Origin of the sequence: Pseudomonas sp. YJ42 (genome assembly GCF_047225135.1) — a bacterium.
Classification (GTDB): Bacteria; Pseudomonadota; Gammaproteobacteria; order Pseudomonadales; family Pseudomonadaceae; genus Stutzerimonas; species Stutzerimonas stutzeri_E.
Genome location: NZ_CP178378.1, coordinates 3,843,560 through 3,858,288, shown reverse-complemented (window position 1 = coordinate 3,858,288; position 14,729 = coordinate 3,843,560). Strand labels below are relative to the sequence as shown.

Below are 14,729 nucleotides of genomic sequence, written 5' to 3'. Positions count from 1 at the left end.
AAACCCTCCGTTCCACGCTCACGACTTCACACCTTTCCTACCTTGATCATTCCACGCCCCCGGATTTCCCCGCCGTGCCTTGCCGTCGCTGCGCCCTCGCCAGCCGCTGCGCCTCCTGCTGCCCTTCGGCGAGCACTTCCTGCACATAACTGATGTGGCGATGGATCACCTCGCGCGCCTCATTGGCCTGCCGGGCGATGATCGCGTCGTAGAGCTCCTGATGCTGCTGCATGAGCATGGTGCGGGTTTCCTTGCGCAGCGCATACATGCCACCGATATTGGTCACCACATTGCGCTTGAGCAGATCGAACAAGCCGCGGATGGTATGCAGCAACACCGCGTTATGGCTGGCCTCGGCAATGGCGAGATGAAAGCGCGCGTCCGCAGCGCCTTCTTCAGCCCGAGTAACCGTCCCCTCGCGCACATAGCAGTCCTGCAGCACCGCGAAGGCCTCGCCGAGCCGCTGTTGGTCGACATCTGTCGCCCGCAGCGCTGCGTAATAGGCGCAACTGCCTTCCAACGTATGGCGAAACTCGAGCAGATCGCGTTGTGCATCGGCATTATTTTCCAGGAGATGCAACAGCGGGTCGCTGAACGTCGAGCCCAAGGATTCGGCCACGAAATTACCACCGCCGTGACGGCTGACCAGCAGGCCCTTCGCTGCCAGCTTCTGGATCGCCTCGCGCAATGAAGGACGGGACACACCGAACTGCTCAGCCAGCAATCGCTCCGCCGGCAGCCGCTCGCCAGCCTTGAGCGTGCCTTCGAGAATCATGCCTTCGAGTTGCTCGACAATGTTATCGGCCAGCCTCCGCTGACGCACCACTCCCACTTCCATGACAACCTCGATTGGTTTGACCACTATACGAATTCAAGCGTAGCCAGCCGCCCGAACCACCGCAACATGCATCGCTGCGACCAAAGTCTATAGCTTGCTAATTGACGCAGACAGGACAGAGCTCTTACGCTGGCCGAACTTCGCTGTAAATTGGTAATACCATTTTACATCGAAGCGCATCCAACAATAAGAGGACTACTGAATGCGGTCTCCAGCCATCTGCTCATCACCGGTCCGCTCGGGCTTCCGTTCGTTCAACTCGACCATGGGAGCCTGACATGTCCAACGGACTGCTCGCCCTATTCGCCTTTACCCCGATTCTGCTCGCTGCAGTGTTGTTGATAGGTCTGCGCTGGCCGGCCAGCCGCGCCATGCCTGTTGTATTTATCTTCACGGCCGCGATCGGCCTGTTCATCTGGAATATGAGCTTCACCCGCATCATCGCTTCTACCTTACAAGGCCTGGTCATTACTCTCGGCCTGCTATGGATCATTTTCGGTGCGATCCTGCTGCTCAATACCCTGAAGCACTCCGGCGGCATTACCGCCATCCGCGCGGGCTTCACCACCATCAGTCCCGATCGTCGTATCCAGGCCATTATCATCGCCTGGCTGTTCGGCTGCTTCATCGAGGGCGCATCCGGCTTCGGCACCCCTGCCGCCATCGCGGCGCCGTTACTGGTCGCCGTCGGTTTCCCGGCTATGGCCGCGGTGCTGATGGGCATGTTGGTGCAGAGTACGCCGGTCTCGTTCGGCGCCGTGGGTACCCCCATCATCGTCGGCGTTAACAGTGGCCTGGACACCGCCACTCTCGGCGCACAACTGACCGCCCAGGGCTCCAGCTGGCCGATCTTTCTGCAACAGATCACCAGCAGCGTCGCGATCACCCACGCCATCGTCGGCACGATCATGCCGCTGATCATGGTGATGATGCTGACGCGTTTCTTCGGCAAGGAAAAAAGCTGGAAAGCCGGATTCGAGGTGATGCCCTTCGCAATCTTTGCCGGCCTCGCCTTCACGCTTCCTTATGTGACAACCGGCGTATTCCTCGGCCCTGAGTTTCCATCGCTGCTCGGTGGCCTGGTCGGCCTGGCCATCGTTACGACGGCTGCTCGCTTCAATTTCCTGGTCCCGAAAAACACTTGGGATTTCGCCGACGCGAAAGATTGGCCCGCAGAGTGGATCGGCACCATCGAGATGAAGCTCGACGACCTTGCCGCACGTCCGATGAGCGCATTCCTTGCCTGGCTGCCTTATGTGCTGGTCGGCGCGATCCTGGTGATCAGCCGCGTCTTCCCACAGGTGTCCGCCGCGCTGAAGTCGGTGTCCATCGCCTTCGCCAACATCCTCGGTGAGACCGGTGTCAGCGCCAGCATCGAACCGCTGTATCTGCCTGGCGGCATTCTGGTCGCGGTCGTGCTGATCACTTTCTTCATGCATGGCATGCGAGCAGCCGAGCTCAAAGCCGCCGTGAAAGAATCCAGCGGCGTGCTGCTCAGCGCCGGGTTCGTGCTGCTGTTCACCGTGCCGATGGTTCGCATCCTGATCAACTCCGGCGTCAACGCCAGCGATCTGCCAAGCATGCCGATCGCCATGGCTCGCTACGTCGCGGACAGCGTAGGCGGCATCTATCCACTGCTGGCACCTTCAGTCGGTGCGCTGGGCGCCTTCCTCGCCGGCTCGAACACCGTCAGCAACATGATGTTCAGCCAGTTCCAGTTCGGCGTGGCGCAATCGCTGGGCATTTCCGGCGCCATGGTCGTGGCCATTCAGGCGGTCGGCGCCGCAGCAGGCAACATGGTTGCGATTCACAACGTGGTTGCGGCCTCGGCTACCGTCGGCTTACTGGGCCGCGAGGGCGTCACCCTGCGCAAGACCGTTTGGCCTACCCTGTACTACGTGCTGGCCACAGGCGTAATCGGCTTGGTGGCGATCTACCTGATGGGCGTGACGGACCCGCTCGTCGGCGTCTAACCCGGTACAACCGTTGCCCCGACGAAATTCGGGGCAACGGCGCTTCGAACCCGCCCGACGTCACCGCGCACTTCGCGCAAAGCGCGATCAGGGCAAAAAGCCAGACCCGACAACCATGCCCCTCGTCGACATGGGGAGCATCACGAGACATACCTCGTTTCAACTGGTGAGAACAACGATGATCATCTCTGCCTCCACGGATTACCGCGCTGCCGCGAAACGCAAGCTGCCGCCGTTCCTGTTCCACTACGTCGACGGCGGCGCCTACGCCGAGTACACGCTGCGGCGTAACGTCGACGATCTGGCCAGCATCGCTTTGCGCCAGCGGGTGTTGCGCAACATGTCCGAGCTCAGTCTGGAAACCCAACTGTTCGGCGAAACCCTGTCCATGCCCGTAGTGCTGGCCCCGGTCGGCCTGACCGGCATGCTCGCGCGTCGCGGTGAAGTCCAGGCTGCCCGTGCCGCCGACAAGAAGGGTATCCCCTTCACCCTTTCCACCGTATCGGTCTGCCCGATCGAAGAAGTTGCCCCGGCGATCCAGCGGCCAATGTGGTTCCAGCTCTACGTGCTGAAAGACCGCGGTTTCATGAAGAACGCCCTGGAGCGCGCCAAGGCAGCGGGCGTCACCACTCTCGTGTTTACCGTGGACATGCCGACCCCCGGCGCGCGTTATCGCGACGCGCACTCCGGCATGAGCGGCCCAAATGCCAGCATCCGCCGCGTACTGCAAGCCATGACCCATCCCTTTTGGGCCTGGGATGTGGGCTTGCATGGAAAGCCACACGACCTGGGCAACATTTCCACCTATCGGGGCAACCCGACCGGACTGGAAGACTACATCGGCTGGCTGGCAGCCAACTTCGATCCTTCGATTTCCTGGAAAGACCTGGAGTGGATTCGCGAGTTCTGGGACGGCCCAATGGTGATCAAGGGCATCCTCGATGCCGAAGATGCCCGCGACGCAGTGACCTTCGGCGCCGACGGCATCATCGTGTCCAATCACGGCGGCCGTCAGCTCGACGGCGTACTTTCCAGCGCCCGCGCGATGCCGGCCATCGCCGACGCAGTGAAGGGTGACCTGAAGATTCTCGCCGACTCCGGTATTCGCAGCGGCCTCGATGTGGTGCGCATGATCGCCCTGGGCGCCGATACCGTCATGCTCGGCCGCGCTTTCGCCTATGCACTGGCGGCCGATGGCGAAGCCGGAGTAACCAACCTGCTCGACCTGATCGAAAAGGAAATGCGCGTGGCCATGGTGTTGACCGGCGCCAAGTCGATCAGCGAGATAACCACCGATTCGCTGGTTCGTGAACTGGGCCAGTACCAGACCACCAAACACGTCGAATGAGCCTCACGAGGCCGCGCGACTCCTTGCGCGGCCCGCTTGAATTCCTGGAGCCTACATGAACGCGCCTGCCGCCCTGCCGAACGACTTCCTCGTCGCCGTCGAACAGTTGATACCGGCACAGCGGCGCTTCGACGACCCGCTGTCCACGCTGGCGTTCGGCACCGATGCCAGCTTCTACCGGTTGATTCCGAAACTGGTGGTGCGCGTGGAGTCCGAAGCCGAAGTGGTGGGCTTGCTCAAACTGGCCCACGAACAGCGTGTTCCGGTGACCTTTCGCGCCGCGGGCACCAGCCTCTCCGGCCAAGCGATCTCCGATTCGGTGCTGATCGTCCTGGGCGACAACTGGAACGGCCGCGAGATTCGCAACGGTGGCGAACGGATCCGCCTGCAGCCGGGCGTCATCGGCGCCAACGCCAACGCGGTCCTGGCACCCCTCCAGCGCAAGATCGGCCCTGACCCAGCCTCGATCAACGCGGCCAAGATCGGCGGCATCGTCGCCAACAACTCCAGCGGCATGTGCTGCGGCACGGCGCAGAACAGCTACAAGACGCTTGCCGGCCTGCGCCTGGTACTGGCCGACGGCACCGTGGTCGACAGCGAAGACCCCTCCAGCGTCGAATCTTTCCGCCAAAGCCACGCGGCGCTGCTCGATCAGCTCGCCGAGCTTGGCCAGTCGACCCGTGCGAATGCCGAACTGGCGGCGAAGATTCGCCACAAGTACCGGCTGAAGAACACCACCGGTTTCTCGCTCAATGCACTGGTCGATTTCGACGAGCCGCTCGACATCCTCAACCACCTGATGGTCGGCTCCGAAGGGACGCTCGGTTTCATCAGCGCGGTTACCTATGACACCGTGCCGGACCACCCGCACAAGGCCAGCGCCCTGGTCGTCTTCCCGGACGTCGAAACCTGCTGCCTCGCCGTGCCGGTGCTCAAGCAGCAACCGGTCTCGGCAGTCGAACTGCTCGACCGTCGCAGCCTGCGTTCGGTGGAGAACAAGGTCGGCATGCCGGAGTGGGTCAAGGGATTGTCGGCCAACGCCTGCGCCCTCCTGATCGAATCACGCGCGGCCAGCCAGTCGTTGCTGCATGAGCAGATCAACCTGATCATGACCTCGATCGCGCATTTCTCGATGGAAAAGCAGGTCGACTTCAGCGATGACCCGGTGGTCTACAACCAGCTCTGGAAGATCCGCAAGGATACCTTTCCCGCTGTCGGCGCGGTGCGCCAGACCGGCACCACGGTCATCATCGAGGACGTGACCTTCCCCCTCGAGCGCCTTGCCGAAGGCGTCAATCGTCTGATCCAACTGTTCGACAAGCACGGCTACCGCGAAGCGATCCTGTTCGGCCACGCCCTGGAAGGCAACCTGCATTTCGTCTTCACCCAAGGCTTCGAAGATCCACAGCAAGTTGCGCGCTACGAAGCCTTCATGCAGGACGTCACCCAGCTGGTCGCCGTGGAGTTCGGTGGTGCGCTGAAAGCCGAGCACGGCACCGGCCGCAACATGGCGCCCTTTGTGGAGCTGGAATGGGGCCACGATGCCTATCAGCTGATGTGGCAGATCAAGCGTTTGCTCGACCCGCAGGGCATCCTCAATCCAGACGTCGTGCTCAGCGAGGATCCGCAGATCCACCTCAAACACCTCAAGCCGATGCCGGCGGCCGACGAGATCGTCGACAAATGCATCGAATGCGGCTTCTGCGAGCCGGTCTGCCCGTCCAACGGACTGACCCTGACACCGCGCCAGCGCATCGTGGTCTGGCGCGACATTCAGGCGAAAAAGCGCGCCGGCATCGACACCGCCGAACTTGAACGACGCTACGACTACCATGGCGTCGAAACCTGCGCCGCCACGGGCCTTTGCGCCCAGCGCTGCCCGGTGAGCATCAACACGGGCGACCTGGTGCGCAAACTGCGGGGTCGTAACGCCGACAAAACTCGCGCGGCCAGCTGGCTGGCCGATCACTTCAGCACCGCCGTGCAAGGCACCCGATTCATGCTGCATGTGGCCAACGGCGCGCACCTGATGATGGGCACGCGGCTGTTGAGCAAAACCTCTGCGACGTTCAGCAATGCCAGTAAAGGGCGCGTGCCGCAATGGACGCCGGCCATGCCGCAACCGTTGCAACGCTTGCACCTGCCCCAACCCACGGCGCAAGACGAACGACCACGCGTCGTCTACTTGGCCGCTTGCGTGTCTCGCGCCATGGGCCCTGCCGCCCGTGACCAGGAACAGGAACCGCTGCTAGACACCACCCGTGTCTTGCTGGAGAAAGCCGGCTATCAAGTGGTCTTCCCAGACAACCTGAACAGTCTTTGCTGCGGCCAGCCATTCGCCTCCAAGGGCTACGCCGAACAAGCCGATCGCAAGCGTCAGGAAACCCTGGATGCGCTGCTCAAAGCCAGCCGCGGCGGACTGGACCCCATCTATTGCGACACCAGTCCATGCACCCTACGCCTGGTTCAGGACCTGGCGGATGAGCGCCTGCAGGTTTTCGATCCGGTACGTTTCATCCGCACCCACCTGCTCGACAGGCTGGACTTCGAGCCACAGGATGGCCCAATCGCCGTGCACGTGACCTGCAGCACCCAGCACCTCGGCGAAGCCCAGGCATTGATCGACATCGCCCGACGCTGCGCCAAGGAAGTCGTGATTCCCGAAGGCATCCACTGTTGCGGCTTCGCCGGCGACAAAGGCTTCACCACGCCCGAGCTCAATGCGCACGCGCTGCGCAGCCTGAAAGATGCCGTACAGATCTGCGACGAAGGCATTTCCACCAGCCGCACTTGCGAAATCGGCCTGTCGCAGCACGGCGGCATCGATTATCACGGACTGGTTTATCTCGTGAATCGCAATAGCCGGGCCAGAGTCGTTGCCGCCCCGACCTGATAGTCCTCGGCCAGCGTCCCTGTCAGAAAGATGAAACGCTCGAGCGCAGCCGCAGTCCGAAGTTATGAGCCCATTTTGCATAGAGGCTCGACTCGCCTCGGCGCTGCCGCGCAATAGCAGAATCAGGCAGGCCCGCCGGGAAGTTAACTCCCTGGAGGATCTCATGAAAAAATTTGCCCTACTTGCTGCAGCCGCTCTGATCGCCAGTCCCGCTGCATTTGCCGCCGACAAAGATCTCTGCCAGCTGAACATGCAGGAAATCGACGACAACATGGCCACCAGCCAGGCGACGCTCGGCGAGCCGGCACGCAGCGAAGTCGAGGACCTCATCAAGCAGGCCCGTCAAGCCCAGCAATCCGGCGATACCGAAACCTGCATCGCGCATTCGACCAAAGCCCTGCAAGAGCTAGAAGGCCCCGGCAGCTCAGGCAGTACCGGCAGCAGCGGCACCGGCTCGGGTTCCAGTAACTGACACCACCCTCGGCAGGGCCACCCGCGGTTGGCCTTGCCAATTTCCCCCTTCCCTTGAATACCGACAAAAGGCCCCCCATCTAAGGGATCAAGCGTTCGACGTGACCAGGCTTTCTGGCGTACACTGCGCAGCACATGAGGCTGCGACACGCTTCATGGGGCCGATTAGGATTCGACGCCGGTAACAAAACTCTAGGTGCATGCCGAGTTGGTAACAGAACTCGTAAATCCACTGTTGCAAACTTATAGTTGCCAACGACGACAACTACGAAGGGTACGCGCTAGCCGCCTAACCTTCATCTGGTCGCTTCGGCGCCAGCGGTCACTAGGGGATGCCTGTAAACCCGAAATGACTGTCAGATAGAACAGGATCGCCGCCAAGTTCGCTGCAGACGTAACGGCTAAAACTCATGCAGCTCGCTCCAAGCACCCTGCCAATCGGGCGGCGCGGAGTTAACTCAGTAGATTTGGCTAAGCATGTAGTACCGACAGTGGAGAGCTGGCGGACGGGGGTTCAAATCCCCCCGGCTCCACCAATTCGAAACACCTAAACCCCTGATTTTCCTAGTGAATTTCAGGGGTTTTTGCTTCCAGGCGTAGCGACTGTCGAAAGAGTGTCGAAGACTTATGCCTGCTGAGCGGCAACTTCAATCTCGGCAAAGTTGCTGATCTTTACGGATCCATCCGGAAATCGCGCAACGACCTCGAGCTGTCCGCCCATTGCTTCGATATGGCTACGCAGTGTGGAGATGTACATGTCGGTGCGCTTTTCCATTTTCGCGATCGACGGCTGCTGTACGTGTAAGAGCTCGGCCAGCATTTTCTGTGACAACCCACGTGCCTGACGCAACTCGTTCAGCGGCATTTCAGCAAGCAGTTTCTGGGCCTTGGCTTCTACGCGAGCCTGAGCCTCTGGCGACATCTTCGCGCGCAAGTCTGCAAATTTCCTGGCCATCTATTAGCCCTCCTTTTTAATCTGTTCCAGGTGTTCATCGTAGAGATGATCCGCCAACGGAACGTTGATTTCGTACCAACGGTTGTCGCCCGTCTTGTCACCACCTATCAGCAAGATCGCCGAACGCCTGGGATCGAACGCATACAGTGTCCGCATCGGGCGTCCGTTATGCTGGGTTCTTAGCTCACGCATATGCCCATGGCGTGACCCGTTGATAGCGCTGCTATGCGGAAAGCCAAGGGAAGGTCCACGTTCTTCCAGCAGCTGCACGGAAACCGCGATGGATTCCTGCTCGTCAGCCGAGAGCGACTCCCACCAGTCACCGAATTCGTCGGTGTACTCCACATCCCAAGTCATGCGAAATATAGCTCCTATGGAATATTCCTTCAATGGAATTATGCCACCAAAGACAAGGCCGGTCCCAACCGTACCGCATCCTGCAAATGATCCGGCGCCAGATGCGCATACCGCATCGTCATGGCCAAGCTCGAATGGCCCAGGATCTTCTGTAGCGTGAGGATGTTTCCGCCGTTCTGGATGAAGTAACTGGCGAAGGTATGCCGGAGCGCATGGGCGGCTTGCCCTTTCGGTAGCCTGATGGTCGTTCGGGCCAGAGCACGGCGGAACGAAGTGATCGTGTGCATGAAGGGACCGTGCTGTTTCCAATGTTTCGCAAGTCGCTTCTCTAGCTCGGCCGAGATCGGCACCGACCGCACCTTTCCGCTTTTCGTCCCGCTGAACGTGATGACGCCATTCCGAACACTGGTTGCCTTCAGCTTTTCCGCCTCAGACCATCGAGCACCGGTAGCCAAGCAGATCAACACAACCGGTTCGACGTGAGCGTTTTCGCAGCCACTACGGATCGAATCGAGTAGCTCAGCAATCTGAGGGTTCGTCAGCCAGGAAAGCTCTCGTTCCTGGATCTTCAATGGCTTCACCAGCGCGAGCGGATTCTCGTACTTGATGACCCCGAGTCCCCTTAGCTCGTTGTATACCGAGCGCAGATAGCCCAACTCATTGTTGAGTGTCTTCGGCGAAGCACCTGCTTCCAGGCGAACACGACGATCATGCGCATAGGCTTGCGGGTCGATCCGCGAGGCGATGGGATCTTGTAACCGCTTAGCCAAAGCATCGAGTTTCTTACGACGCCGCAATCCATCCCTTAGCGATTGGCCGTGTAGGTCATACCAGGATTCGATTAGCCCCGTTAGCCGTCGCGTATCTGCCGTGCTGGGCGACCACTCCCGGTTCTCGATTACCTTTGCTCGACACGTCGCCTCGAACCGCAGGGCTTCGCCTTTGGTCTTGAACGTCTTGCGGAAGCGCTTGCCCTTGATCGGCTCTACATCGACTTTCCAGCACCCATCGTCGGTTTGCTGAGTCGCCATCATATCGCCCTGCCCCACCTCACATGGCGTTCCTGCAGCAGATCCTTGATGTGCTTGTAAAGGTGGCGCTCGGTCATGTCCTTGGCGGCGTAGTGATCGCGGATGACCGGGCAGCAATCCCATAGCTTCAGGGTCTCGAATGCTTTCTTAGCGCCCACTCGCTCCCTTGCCAGCAGGCTTACGAGGTTTCCCAGGAACAGATCTGGACACTGATGCGCGACGATGGGCAGGTCGGTCTGCCGGTCGATTCCCTGGTCGATGAGACGGAATACAAGCGCTGCTTTAGCCCGTCCCTTTAAACGGAATGAGCGACTTGCGCACTGTGAGAAAATTTTAGTCTACGAAGCCGTGGTAGAAGCCGACAGAGTTGACGGCTTCTACAAACTTTTTAGCCGTTTTTCGATCCATTATTACAGTCTTTCCATCAACAGTTATGTAAATACTGTCCTCTGGATAAAAAGAAGAACGGCCAATTTCCAAATCCATTTCTGTCCTTCCACCTTGATCTTTTATCGTTTCTTCAAAGTACATAGTGGTAGCCACTTAACAGCCTCCTTTTGCAGTCATACAATGATAATTTTTCAATGCTTACGCTGAACTGGGGTTGGCCGTAGCCCATCCCAGTTGGCGAAATGAAAAACTTGTTCGTTTTGTTATGTGACTACTTTGCAGGTGGAATTTTATTTGGAAATTCATAAATGAATTTCATGAGCATTTCAGAAAACGCTATAAGATCCTCACAATCTTGCTTAGCCATTAGAGCAATTTCGTGTGTTGCCTCGTTTCCTTTTCGGCGGATATGGTCTACCCAGCCCCGACCATTCGGAGGGATATATCCTTGGTCAGCTAAGTAGCCAACATAATGTATAAATGGTTTACCTACGTCGGCGCCTTGCTGGACCCCGATATTCATTAACAATTTTCGACATAGAAGAACAGCGCCTGTGTATGAGGACGCAGCCACACAGTTCCTAGCCTCTTTATAGAGCGCGGCCAAATTCTCCGGTAGATGATTTACATCATTGCCGGGAGCAACATCTGGATATTGACGTCCATACCTATCAAAGTGTGTTGGCCTGTCACAATGACTGCAAATATAAATTACCTGACTGTTATCGGAAACAAATCCTTTTCCTGTGGCTATGATGTTCCCACAATGCCCACAAGTATATTGTTTGGAATGCAAGATTTGTGCGCTACTCCATGGCATACGAGCGGTTCCTCCAGATCACATAGCTATAATTAGTCAATAATTGTAAATAATATGCGGACCGGCCTCGGCGCTTAATTGCGTTCACTTCTTCCGAGCCTAGCTTCGCCATCCTCAGTCAGCATGTTTATACACCAGCTTCGAGAAGCTTGAAATTGATCCCAATCCATAGATTGCACCGCGTGGCGTCACAAGCCCCTCCTTTGTTCCCTTACTGTGTCGATAAAGTGTCGAAAACACTGCAGTCTAGAGCGGAACAAAGCCTGCATGCACACGCCGCAGGCTCAGCAAAGCCGAAGATTGCCAGTCACTGAAAGGCAAAAAAAGGAGTTCGACTCTCTCTACCATCTGCCAATCGCATTCCCTAGCCGGCAACGACGCGCTTACCCCTAAGGGCTTCAAAAATCTTAAAAGAGAAGTAAGGTGACGCGATCTTTTGACGGAAAGAAAACACCATGAAAACTATTAGGTAGATAAAATAGTAGCCAAGCACACTAATTCCGATTAGGTATTTTGAAAACCCGCTCGAAACTAGCGGAATTTCTACTTGAAAATCACGCGCGACAATTAAAAGAGATGAATTTACCAACCCCAAGGCAAAGGCCAGCGCCAACAGAGAAATGGATAAGTCAAAGATCTTTAGCGCTGTTAATTGCGCGTAACTGAGAGCGAATCTTCTGTAAACGAAATAGAGGATAACAGGAGCTATCAGCATCACCCAAACGTCAATCAAGCCTGATAAAAAAATTAGGAGAGGAGTAGTCGCGGAAATGTATTTGTCTTTCTTCGTTGTTTCCAAGGTGAAATCCTTTTGACCCTGATTATTGAAAATAAAATTTATAGACGCTTAGGTGGGCGAGACAGAAGAATTCAAGCAGTAAATCAAATCCGCCCTATCCGAAGACGAAAGCATCTTTGCAGGAATTCTTGTGACCTTGAACCTTCCACTCCCTTTTAGAACAACACCCTGATTCATGTCTTCTTTTATCGTGCAAATCTCAGAAAACGGCACCGTGACTGTTTTATTTAAAGGCGTCCGTATAGTTATATCTGAATCAGTTAGAAGGATGATTGCCTCGGTTTTTAGTTTTCTGCTTGCGTGTAAAAAATAGAGACCTGGCAGCCCTGACACAACAGCTATGAACATTAGCGCCGGCATGCTCAAACCAACTTTCGTTACACCATAAACGGGCAGGACCAGGATAAACACCCAACCAGCTATTTGCATTATCTTTGCGGACTTAGAGGTAGCCCAAAATTCCTTTTTCATTAATAACTCCTTTTAAATATAGATCGCTGTATTTTGCTCGGCGCGGTCTGGTGCCTTCTTCGAAGGAAGGGCGGTGGCGAGTAGCTTAAATCAGGATATCTCTAGAGGCACAGCCCCTATGTGTCAAAAAAGTGTCGAGATCATTGCCGATCATCGCTAAGCAATGCTGGGAACACGAGGCGCAAACGCCCATAACGCCGGACTCTGCGACGTAAAGCGGAGCAAATTATGGGGTTCAAATCCCCCGGCGCATAGAGCCCGTACCCAGGGCTTTGTGCTGTCCGAGCCTGCCGTATCTAAGAGAAATGTCCGCCTGCGCGCAGCAACTCACTCATACCAAGCGCTCCAGAAGCCATCGGAGGCCTTCTATGCTTTCCGGCTATTGGATCCAACAAAAGAAAACCATTGCCGTAAAGCTGGATGAAGATCAGAGCCGCCATTCGCATCGATCATTGCGTTAGCGAGAACCTCGAAGACCAACGGCTTCTGCTTGGCCTGCAGCATTACACCATGTCGCCAGCGTCACTCCCTCTATCAGAATCCTCAGCGACGCCGAGCAAGGCTCGCGCAATCATCCTCAGGAGAATGATCCGTTCGTTTACCGAACAGATGTCGTCTTCGGTTATTGCTCAATGGATCCATTAGTGGAAAGTTAGCCTCGCACTACAAAAATAATTACGAGGACTGACCGTCATGCTGCGTCTTGCGCTTTGCTTCACCTACCCGCCTTTGCAGGTTGTTTCTTCGCATCGCCGTTTCGGCTCGGCCCTTTGACGGAGAACCCCCTATGAACAACCAACTGCGTCAAGCCGTGGATGCCGGTGCGATGAACCGCTTCCAGTGGACTGCCATTGGCATCTGCATCGTACTGAATATGATTGACGGCTTCGATGTACTGGTGATGGCCTTTACCGCGGCATCGGTATCCGCCGAGTGGGGCCTGAGCGGCTCTGAGATTGGCATGCTGCTCAGTGCCGGACTGTTCGGCATGGCAGGTGGCTCGCTGTTCATCGCTCCCTGGGCCGACCGCTTCGGACGCCGCCCGTTGATCCTGCTGTGTCTGGCCATCTCCGGCGTCAGCATGATCCTGGCCGCGTACAGCCAGAGCCCAACTCAGCTGGGCCTGCTGCGGATGATCACCGGCCTGGGGATCGGCGGGATCCTAGCCAGCAGCAACGTCATCGCCAGCGAATACTCGAACAAGCGTTGGCGCGGTCTGGCAGTGAGCCTGCAGTCGACTGGTTACGCACTGGGCGCAACCTGTGGCGGCATGATCGCGATCTATCTGCTCGGCCAGTTCGGCTGGCGGTCGGTGTTCATGTTCGGAGGCGCGGCGACGCTGGTGGCCATTCCGCTGACCATCCTCTGCCTGCCGGAGTCCATCGATTACCTGATCTCCCGTCGCCCCGCCGGCGCACTGGAGCGCCTGAATAAGCTGGCCGTGCGCCTCGGGCAGGCGCCACTCGGCTCGATGCCGGTAGCCAGCGAACCCCCTACCACCGCCGGCGGCACCTTCAAGCGGTTGTTCGCACCAGATCTGCTGAGCAGCACGTTGCTGCTGTGGGTCGCTTTTTTTCTGGTGATGTTCGGTTTCTACTTCGTCATGAGCTGGACGCCGAAACTGCTTGTCTCGGCAGGTCTCTCCGCAGAACAGGGCGTGACCGGCGGTGTGCTGTTGAGCGTAGGCGGCATATTCGGGTCAACCCTGCTCGGCCTCGCCTCGGCTCGCTTCAGGCTGCACCACATTCTTGCGCTGTTCATGATCGTGACCGCGATTCTGCTGGCCGTCTTCGTGGGCACGACATCTCATCTGACCGCCGCTTTCGTCATTGGCGCATTGATTGGCCTGTTCGCGAACGGTTGTGTTGCCGGGTTGTATGCCACCTCGCCGCTGGTTTATGACGCGTCCGTGAGAGCTACCGGTGTGGGCTGGGGCATCGGTATCGGTCGTATCGGTGCAATCCTTTCGCCGCTAGTCGCTGGCCATTTGATCGACGCCAACTGGACCCCGAACCAGCTATATATGGCTTACGCCGTGGTATTCGTTGCGGCTGCCTGCGTCGTCCTGATGTTCCGGCTGCCTAGCGCCCGGCCCGCCGTAGCGCTCGGTTGATCACAGGTCCTCCCCCCTTCTGCGATTCATTTACCGGAACGTCCGCTGCCAATCGGCAGCGGAAGCCCCGCCGCAACGAATTGGCCCCGCTGGCGTGTCGACGTCTTTTCTATTCGGCCCCGACTCCGCCACAATCGCGAGAAGTCGACCTCGAACTGTGGCAAAACATCGAGGAGCTACTGGCGTCGACGAGACCACAACCTGCATAGGTGTCTGGCGACGGCAGCTGAAACGTCGGCTCTTCCGTTTCATCTGTGCGCCCCCGACGCG

The 14,729-nt window shown here is 57.7% G+C and carries 13 protein-coding genes, 1 other RNA gene and 1 pseudogene; 6 read left to right on the top strand and 9 right to left on the bottom strand.

What is annotated here, in order from left to right:
• Window positions 1-46: 46 nt before the first annotated feature.
• The gene (locus tag ACL0K2_RS17730; protein ID WP_045160836.1) at window positions 47-838 is read right to left on the bottom strand and encodes an FCD domain-containing protein; all 792 of its coding nucleotides are present in this window, start codon (window positions 836-838) and stop codon (window positions 47-49) included.
• Window positions 839-1,116: 278 nt separating this feature from the next.
• Here ACL0K2_RS17730 and ACL0K2_RS17725 point away from each other — a divergent pair, with 278 nt between their 5' ends.
• The 5 genes from ACL0K2_RS17725 to ssrA all read left to right on the top strand — a co-directional run bounded on the left by ACL0K2_RS17725 (window position 1,117) and on the right by ssrA (window position 8,059).
• Window positions 1,117-2,811 (top strand): L-lactate permease, encoded by a 1,695-nt coding sequence (locus ACL0K2_RS17725; RefSeq protein ID WP_239610926.1) that lies wholly within the window; start codon window positions 1,117-1,119, stop codon window positions 2,809-2,811.
• A 178-nt stretch (window positions 2,812-2,989) separates the two neighbouring features.
• The gene (lldD, locus tag ACL0K2_RS17720; RefSeq protein ID WP_045160834.1) at window positions 2,990-4,159 is read left to right on the top strand and encodes an FMN-dependent L-lactate dehydrogenase LldD; all 1,170 of its coding nucleotides are present in this window, start codon (window positions 2,990-2,992) and stop codon (window positions 4,157-4,159) included.
• A 55-nt stretch (window positions 4,160-4,214) separates the two neighbouring features.
• A complete protein-coding gene (locus ACL0K2_RS17715; protein WP_413043148.1) occupies window positions 4,215-7,052 on the top strand; it encodes an FAD-binding and (Fe-S)-binding domain-containing protein in 2,838 nt (945 codons plus the stop codon).
• A gap of 163 nt (window positions 7,053-7,215) precedes the next feature.
• Complete coding sequence (locus ACL0K2_RS17710) at window positions 7,216-7,524, top strand: hypothetical protein (RefSeq protein WP_045160832.1); 309 nt, start codon at window positions 7,216-7,218, stop codon at window positions 7,522-7,524.
• Between the two features lie 156 nt (window positions 7,525-7,680).
• Window positions 7,681-8,059: a transfer-messenger RNA gene (gene ssrA / locus ACL0K2_RS17705) on the top strand.
• 89 nt (window positions 8,060-8,148) lie between these two features.
• Here ssrA and ACL0K2_RS17700 read toward each other — a convergent pair.
• The 8 genes and pseudogenes from ACL0K2_RS17700 to ACL0K2_RS17665 all read right to left on the bottom strand — a co-directional run bounded on the left by ACL0K2_RS17700 (window position 8,149) and on the right by ACL0K2_RS17665 (window position 12,346).
• Window positions 8,149-8,478 carry an XRE family transcriptional regulator gene (locus ACL0K2_RS17700; protein ID WP_045160831.1) on the bottom strand — a complete coding sequence of 110 codons (330 nt, stop codon included), beginning with the start codon at window positions 8,476-8,478 and terminating at the stop codon, window positions 8,149-8,151.
• A 3-nt stretch (window positions 8,479-8,481) separates the two neighbouring features.
• Complete coding sequence (locus ACL0K2_RS17695; protein WP_045160830.1) at window positions 8,482-8,835, bottom strand: type II toxin-antitoxin system RelE/ParE family toxin; 354 nt, start codon at window positions 8,833-8,835, stop codon at window positions 8,482-8,484.
• A 38-nt stretch (window positions 8,836-8,873) separates the two neighbouring features.
• Window positions 8,874-9,866, bottom strand: coding sequence for a tyrosine-type recombinase/integrase (locus ACL0K2_RS17690; protein WP_045161094.1), 993 nt, complete (start codon window positions 9,864-9,866; stop codon window positions 8,874-8,876).
• A pseudogene (locus tag ACL0K2_RS17685) lies at window positions 9,866-10,069 on the bottom strand (hypothetical protein); the annotation flags it as partial. The pseudogene ACL0K2_RS17685 and the gene ACL0K2_RS17690, both read right to left, overlap by 1 nt.
• 130 nt (window positions 10,070-10,199) lie before the next feature.
• Window positions 10,200-10,409 (bottom strand): hypothetical protein, encoded by a 210-nt coding sequence (locus tag ACL0K2_RS17680; RefSeq protein WP_155397599.1) that lies wholly within the window; start codon window positions 10,407-10,409, stop codon window positions 10,200-10,202.
• A 118-nt stretch (window positions 10,410-10,527) separates the two neighbouring features.
• On the bottom strand, window positions 10,528-11,076 hold the full coding sequence (locus ACL0K2_RS17675; RefSeq protein WP_230623568.1) for a DUF4145 domain-containing protein: 549 nt from the start codon (window positions 11,074-11,076) through the stop codon (window positions 10,528-10,530).
• A 364-nt stretch (window positions 11,077-11,440) separates the two neighbouring features.
• Window positions 11,441-11,875, bottom strand: a complete 435-nt coding sequence (locus tag ACL0K2_RS17670) for a hypothetical protein (RefSeq protein WP_413043147.1) — start codon at window positions 11,873-11,875, stop codon at window positions 11,441-11,443.
• A 48-nt stretch (window positions 11,876-11,923) separates the two neighbouring features.
• The gene (locus ACL0K2_RS17665; RefSeq protein ID WP_413043146.1) at window positions 11,924-12,346 is read right to left on the bottom strand and encodes a hypothetical protein; all 423 of its coding nucleotides are present in this window, start codon (window positions 12,344-12,346) and stop codon (window positions 11,924-11,926) included.
• A gap of 787 nt (window positions 12,347-13,133) precedes the next feature.
• Between ACL0K2_RS17665 and ACL0K2_RS17660 the strand changes: the two genes are divergently transcribed.
• Window positions 13,134-14,459 (top strand): MFS transporter, encoded by a 1,326-nt coding sequence (locus ACL0K2_RS17660; protein WP_045160825.1) that lies wholly within the window; start codon window positions 13,134-13,136, stop codon window positions 14,457-14,459.
• Window positions 14,460-14,729 lie beyond the last annotated feature (270 nt).

Bases quoted from the DNA above. Each gene is read 5' to 3' on its own strand.
- ACL0K2_RS17730 (WP_045160836.1), bottom strand. From the start codon at position 838: ATGGAAGTGGGAGTGGTGCGTCAGCGGAGGCTGGCCGATAACATTGTC.
- ACL0K2_RS17725 (WP_239610926.1), top strand. From the start codon at position 1,117: ATGTCCAACGGACTGCTCGCCCTATTCGCCTTTACCCCGATTCTGCTC.
- lldD (WP_045160834.1), top strand. From the start codon at position 2,990: ATGATCATCTCTGCCTCCACGGATTACCGCGCTGCCGCGAAACGCAAG.
- ACL0K2_RS17715 (WP_413043148.1), top strand. From the start codon at position 4,215: ATGAACGCGCCTGCCGCCCTGCCGAACGACTTCCTCGTCGCCGTCGAA.
- ACL0K2_RS17710 (WP_045160832.1), top strand. From the start codon at position 7,216: ATGAAAAAATTTGCCCTACTTGCTGCAGCCGCTCTGATCGCCAGTCCC.
- ACL0K2_RS17700 (WP_045160831.1), bottom strand. From the start codon at position 8,478: ATGGCCAGGAAATTTGCAGACTTGCGCGCGAAGATGTCGCCAGAGGCT.
- ACL0K2_RS17695 (WP_045160830.1), bottom strand. From the start codon at position 8,835: ATGACTTGGGATGTGGAGTACACCGACGAATTCGGTGACTGGTGGGAG.
- ACL0K2_RS17690 (WP_045161094.1), bottom strand. From the start codon at position 9,866: ATGGCGACTCAGCAAACCGACGATGGGTGCTGGAAAGTCGATGTAGAG.
- ACL0K2_RS17675 (WP_230623568.1), bottom strand. From the start codon at position 11,076: ATGCCATGGAGTAGCGCACAAATCTTGCATTCCAAACAATATACTTGT.
- ACL0K2_RS17665 (WP_413043146.1), bottom strand. From the start codon at position 12,346: ATGAAAAAGGAATTTTGGGCTACCTCTAAGTCCGCAAAGATAATGCAA.
- ACL0K2_RS17660 (WP_045160825.1), top strand. From the start codon at position 13,134: ATGAACAACCAACTGCGTCAAGCCGTGGATGCCGGTGCGATGAACCGC.